Annotated in this window: 6 protein-coding genes; 5 read left to right on the forward strand and 1 reads right to left on the reverse strand. The window is 61.6% G+C overall.

Annotation, left to right across the window (positions count from 1 at the left end):
* Positions 1–923 (forward strand): porin (locus ACFFAR_RS22265; RefSeq protein ID WP_375508483.1); only part of this gene is annotated, 923 nt, incomplete at its 5' end.
* 2 nt (positions 924–925) lie between these two features.
* Positions 926–1,969: a nucleoside hydrolase gene (locus tag ACFFAR_RS22270; protein ID WP_375508484.1), complete on the forward strand. Its 1,044-nt coding sequence runs from the start codon at positions 926–928 to the stop codon at positions 1,967–1,969.
* A gap of 12 nt (positions 1,970–1,981) precedes the next feature.
* Here the strand turns inward: ACFFAR_RS22270 and ACFFAR_RS22275 are convergent, their stop codons facing one another.
* Complete coding sequence (locus ACFFAR_RS22275) at positions 1,982–2,890, reverse strand: LysR substrate-binding domain-containing protein (RefSeq protein ID WP_174362529.1); 909 nt, start codon at positions 2,888–2,890, stop codon at positions 1,982–1,984.
* A 91-nt stretch (positions 2,891–2,981) separates the two neighbouring features.
* Here ACFFAR_RS22275 and ACFFAR_RS22280 point away from each other — a divergent pair, with 91 nt between their 5' ends.
* The 3 genes from ACFFAR_RS22280 to ACFFAR_RS22290 form a co-directional block, all read left to right on the forward strand.
* Positions 2,982–4,331, forward strand: coding sequence for an NCS2 family permease (locus ACFFAR_RS22280; RefSeq protein WP_062001230.1), 1,350 nt, complete (start codon positions 2,982–2,984; stop codon positions 4,329–4,331).
* A gap of 29 nt (positions 4,332–4,360) precedes the next feature.
* The gene (locus ACFFAR_RS22285) at positions 4,361–5,455 is read left to right on the forward strand and encodes an adenosine deaminase (protein WP_174362528.1); all 1,095 of its coding nucleotides are present in this window, start codon (positions 4,361–4,363) and stop codon (positions 5,453–5,455) included.
* An 85-nt stretch (positions 5,456–5,540) separates the two neighbouring features.
* A partial coding sequence (locus ACFFAR_RS22290) for an MFS transporter (RefSeq protein ID WP_375508485.1) occupies positions 5,541–6,010 on the forward strand: 470 nt, incomplete at its 3' end.

Consider the following 6,010-nt stretch of genomic DNA (forward strand, 5'->3'; position numbering starts at 1 on the left):
GACGGGAAGACCTGGGCGGCGGACTGAGCGCGATCTTCCAGTTGGAAAACGGCTTTAACATCATGACGGGCACGGCTGCGCAGAACGGCCGCGAATTTGGCCGCCTGGCCGCAGTCGGTCTCTCCGATAAAAAGTACGGCACGCTGACATTCGGCCGCCAGTACGACGCCATCCACGATTACATCGGACCGGTGATCATTGCGAGCAACGGCGTGAATATCGGCGACAACGACAACGGTTATAACGACATCCGCGTCCAGACTTCTGTGAAGTACGTGAGCCCGGATTATCGCGGCCTGAAGGCGACGGCCATCTACGGTTTCAGCAATGCGACCGGCTTCAGCGACAACAGCGCATACAGCTTCGGCATTGGTTACGAGCACGGTCCGTTGCGCTGGAGCGCGGTCTACGCACAATACAACCATCCGTTCAGCAGCACGAATTCGGACGGCGCAATCTCGAACGATTATTCGTCGCCCATCCTGATCTTCGATAAAAGCGCGACCAACCCGTCGGTGTTCGCGAAGAAACAGCGCATTGCGGGCACGGGCGGTTTCTACACCATCGGCAAGGCGCAGTTCGCAGCGCTCTTCACCGATGTCCATTACGATTACCTCGACAATTCGCATCTGCACCTGCAGAACTTCGGCGTGAACGTGGTCTACACCATGACACCGTCGCTGTTCCTGGGCGCGGCGTACGGCTACACGGACGGCAAGTACGACGTCATCAACCAGAAACCCGCGTGGCACCAGGTCAACCTGCAGGCAGACTATTTCCTCTCGAAGCGCACCGACGTGGCGTTGACGGTCATCGGCCAGCAAGCCGCCGGCGACGCCCAGCACGCACAGATCTTCGCCTTCGCGCGCTCGACGACCACGCGCCAGCTCGTCGCCACCCTCGGCATGCGCCACGTATTCTGATCATGAGCCAGACTTCCAGTTTTCCTCGACGTACGTTTTTGAAGGCATCGGCGGCGCTGAGCGCTTCGGCGTTGTTCAACCCGCTTGCGCACGCGGCCAATGAGCGCCGCACGGTGATCATCGATTGCGATCCCGGTCAGGACGACGCCATCGCCATCCTGTTCGCGCTGGGCGCGCATGATCGCCTCGATGTCCGCGCGCTGACGGCGGTGGCCGGCAATGTGCCGCTGAACCTGACAGAGCGCAACGCGCGCATCATCCGCGACTGGGCCGGCGCCACCAAAACGCTGCCCGTGTATGCAGGATGCCCGCGTCCGCTCATGCGCGAGCTGATCACCGCTGCGAACGTGCACGGCAAGACCGGGCTGGAAGGCGTCGAACTGCACGAACCGCTGGCGCCGCTCGCCGCGCAGCACGCGGTGGCGTATCTCATCGATACATTGAAAGCCGCGCCGCCGAAAAGCGTCACGATATGCGCACTCGGGCCGCTGACCAACATCGCAACGGCCTTGACCGAAGCGCCGGAAATCCGCGATGCACTGCGCGAAATCGTGCTGATGGGCGGGGCGTTTTTCGAGCGCGGCAACATTACGCCGGCGGCCGAGTTCAACATCTATGTTGATCCGCAAGCGGCAAGCATCGTGTTTTCGAGCGGCGTTCCGATTGTCGTGCTGCCGCGCGATGTCGCCGTGAAAGCCCCGATCACGCCAGCGCGCATTGCGCCGATCCGCGCCATCGGCAACCGCTGCGGCGCGGTCGTCGCGGACATCATGGCGGCCGAAGTGAAGTACCAGAAGGGGCGTCGAGGCGTGGAAGAGGCACCCATGTACGACCCGACCGCCGCCGGTTATCTCGTCGATCCGAGCCTTTTCAAAGGCAAGCTGGTCAACGTGGTGGTGGAAACGACAGGACAATTCACGCTGGGTGAGACCGTCGTCGACTGGTCGGGGCATAGCGGACGTGCGCCGAACGCGACCTGGATCACGGATGTCGATGCCGACGCGTTCTACGCCGCGCTGCGAGCCAGTATCGCGACGTTGCCTTGAAGTGCGCGGGACCTAGATGTGCGCGGCAATATAGTCCCAGCATGCTTTCACGTGCGGCCCGCGATCAACGCCCGCGAGCGAAATCAACGCGATGGCGCGCGTGACCCGGGGTTTGTCGAGTCGCAGCGCAATCAGCTCGGGATCGTGCAAATGCATGGTGTAAAGGCTCGGCATGACCGCGATCGCGAGGCCGTTGCGCGCGAGGGCGTAGAGCGGCTCGGTGTATTCCATGGTGTAGGTCACCGAGAGGCGCAGCTTTTCGTCACCGCCGGTCCTGTGCAGGGTATCGCTTACGCTACCGCGCACGAACACGGCGAGATCGCGGCCGACGAGCTTTTTCCACGGCACGGTCTTGAGCTTCGCAAGCGGATCATCGCGCCGTACCACGACCACGATCTCGTCCTCGAAGACATCCTTGAAACGCAGGGCTTCATGGTTCGCTTCGGGCTCATGCACGCCAATGCCGATATCGGCAACTCCGTCGCGCACGGCATCGATCAATGCGGTGTTCGGCAAGTCGGTCAGCGTAAAACGAAGCGTGGGACGCTGTTCGCGAAACGCGTTGAGGACAGGAAGCAGGCGTCCCGCCACCGATGGAATCATCGCAATGCGCACCGTCTGCAGCCGTTCCAGGAACGTGCTCGCCATGTCGTCGAAGGTGCCGCGCGCGTGATTGAGCAGGCGTTCGGCGAGCGGCAGGATGCTCGCGCCCGCATCGGTCAATGTAAGCCGGTGCGCCGAACGCAGGAACAACGGACCGCCGAGCAGAAATTCGATCTGGCGGATCGCGGCGGTCAGCGCGGGCTGCGTCAACGAAAGCGATTGCGCGGCCTGAGTGAAGCTGCGTGCGTGGGCGAGCGCGACGAAGTACTGGACTTGCCGCAAGGTCAGCGCGGGCAATGGACCTGATCGATCGGACATGAAGCGCTACCAGTTGGACGGATGCGCCGCAGTATAAAACGCGTGCACGCCGAAAGTGCCCAAGGAAAAAATAGTGAACAAGGAATCTTCGATGGCTTCTTCCGATGCAACCCTACCCCGCAAATCAGGCGGATGGCTCGACCGGCGCTTTGCCTTGAGCGAGCGTAAAACCAGCGTGCGCACGGAAACGCTCGCGGGCATCACGTCGTTCCTGGCGGCAGCGTATCTGCTCGTCGTGATTCCGTCTTTGCTTGCAACCGGCGGCATGGATCGTGGCGCGGCGACGACATCGACCATCATCGTGTTCGTGTTGAGCACCGTCTTGATGGGGCTATATACAAATCTGCCGTTTATTGTCGGACCCGGAATCGGCGGGTCGGTGATCCTCGGCGTCACACTGGCCGCCACCGAACATGTCGCGTGGCAAACCGGGCTGGGCATCGCGTTCATCTCGGGGTTGCTGTTTCTCATTCTTACCCTGGTCGGTGCGCGCAGTCTTGTCGTGCGCCTGATTCCGCAGCAGATCAAGCTGGGACTGGGGGCATCGATTGGATTGTTTATCGCGGTGCTCGGGTTTCGCAACGCTGGCATGATGATCGCGAATGCAAAGACCAACGCGTTCGCCCTCGGTGACTTTTCGCGGCCCGGGACAATCGTCGCGCTGATCGGACTGGCCGCGGCCGTGGTGCTGCAAGGACGAAAAATCCCGGGCGCGATCCTTTGGGCAATCCTGATTGCAGCAGCCGCCGGCGTGCCGCTCGGCGTGACGCATATGCCTTCGTCGATGATCTCGTTTCCGCACGACATCATGCCCGTCGCGTTCAAGCTCGACATCCCGAGCGCGTTGACGGTCGCGGCGATTCCCTATTTGTTCGTCTTCTTCGCCGCCGAGTTTTTCTCGACGCTGGGCACCACGCTCGCGGTCGGCGCAAAAGCCAATCTCCTCGATGAAAACGCAAACCTGCCGAACATCAACCGGCCGTTCCTGGTCGATTCGATCGCGGCGACGCTCGGTCCCGTATTCGGCATTCCAGCGCTGACCGCACTGGTCGAATCGGCAGCGGGTGTGGAAGCGGGCGGGCGCAGCGGACTGTCGTCGCTGGCCGCCGCCGCCATGTTCGCTCTCATGCTGCTGTTCGTGCCGGTCGCGCTCGCAATCCCGAAAGAAGCCACGGCGCCCGCGCTGATCCTGATCGGCCTGTCCATGTTCAGCACGATCCGCCACGCGCATTTCGATGATTTCACGGACGCCTTCCCGGTCCTTTCGATGGTCTTGCTCACGCTCATGTCCAACAGTTTCGGCACGGGCATTGCAGGCGGCCTGCTGTGCTTCGTGATCGTGAAGCTGCTCGCCGGACGCTTCAAGGAAGTGCCGTGGGGCCTCGTCGTGCTGGCAATTCCGCTGGGGTATTACTTCTGGACCGTGGTCAAGCACCATTAATTTCTGCACTACCGCAAGTACCGACAACCATGAAAGAGACATACGGCAACGTGCCCGCTTCGCGCACGGGAACAGACACCACGGCTGCGCACAAGGCATTCTTCAAGGCGATTCCAAAGGCCGAGCTGCATTGCCATTTGCTGGGCGCCGTGCGCCACGAGACGTTTATCGCGCTGGCGGAAAAGAGTAACGCGCCCATCGAACGCGCCGAGATCGATGCGTTTTATACGCGTGGCGAAAAGCCTGTCGGCGTGCTGCGCGTGCTGCGCGCCCTCGATGAACACCTTCTCACCGGCCCCGACGACCTGCGTCGGATCACGTATGAGTATCTCGAGGATGCTGCTGCGCATAATGTCCGTCACGCCGAGTTTTTCTGGAATCCGACGGGGACGGTGCGTGTGTCGAAAATCGAATACGGCGATGCGCAAGCCGGCATCGTGCAAGCGATCCGCGACGCGGCACGCGACTTCGGAATGTCGGCGCGATTGATTCCGAGCATCGACCGGGAAGCCGATCCGGATGAAGCGGTCGCGCTGGTCGAATGGATGAAAGCGCATCGCGCCGAGGAAGTCGCGGGGATCGGCATTGATTATCGTGAGAACGACCGGCCTCCCGAACTGTTCTGGAAGGCGTACCGCAACGCACGCGAGGCGGGTTTCAAGACGACCGCGCATGCGGGCGAATTCGGCATGCCGTGGCGCAACGTGGAAACGGCAGTTGAATTATTGAAGGTCGACCGTCTGGATCACGGCTATACGATCGTCGACAACCCCGCGCTCGCCGCGAAGTACGCCGCGTCCGGCATCGTGTTCACGGTGGTGCCGACCAACTCGTACTACTTGCGCACGTTGCCGCCGGAGAAATGGGCCGAGCTTCATCCGATCCGCCGGATGCCCGAGATGGGTCTGCGGATCCATCCGAACACCGACGATCCCACGCTGCACAAGGTCAATCCCAGCGAGGCATGGGAACTGATGTTCAGTCACTTTGGCTTCGGTACGGATGATCTGCGCGGTTTCATGATCAACGGCATCGACGGCGCATGGGTCGATCAAACCACGCGCGCAACCTGGCGGGCGCAATGGCTCCCGGAATTCGACAGCCTGGTCGAGCAATTACCTTGAGCGGTTCAATTTTTGATCGCACCGGTGGTGTCACGAAAACGCGCTTATCATCGCGCGTTGAAATCCGACACAGAAGTCACCGCGCATGCAATCAGCAGGCAATCAATCGATGCAATCTCCCGGCACGAAGCCCGGGGGAATAGTCGTCGCGACGATCATAGGCAACGCGTTCGTTGCCTATGACTTCACCGTGTACAGCTTTTCGGCGCTGATCATCGGCCGGCTGTTCTTTCCGTCGGATAACCCGCTCTCCTCGTTCCTGCTTTCGCTGGGAACGTTCGGCGCGGGTTTTTTCATGCGTCCGCTCGGGGCCATGTTCATCGGTCATCTGGCGAGCACGCGTGGCCGCAAAACTGCCATGACGTGGTCCATCGCGCTGATGACGCTCGGCACGTGGATGATCGCGTTCTTGCCGACGGCGGCGTCCATCGGCGTGACGGCAGCGTGGCTGATGGTCCTCGCGCGGCTGATGCAAGGGTTCGCGGCGGGCGGAGAGATCGGCCCGGCGTCCAGGATGGCGAGGTCTTCGCCGTCCCCGTCTACACCGCACGCATC

Source organism: uncultured Caballeronia sp. (assembly GCF_964243625.1).
Taxonomy (GTDB): domain Bacteria; phylum Pseudomonadota; class Gammaproteobacteria; order Burkholderiales; family Burkholderiaceae; genus Caballeronia.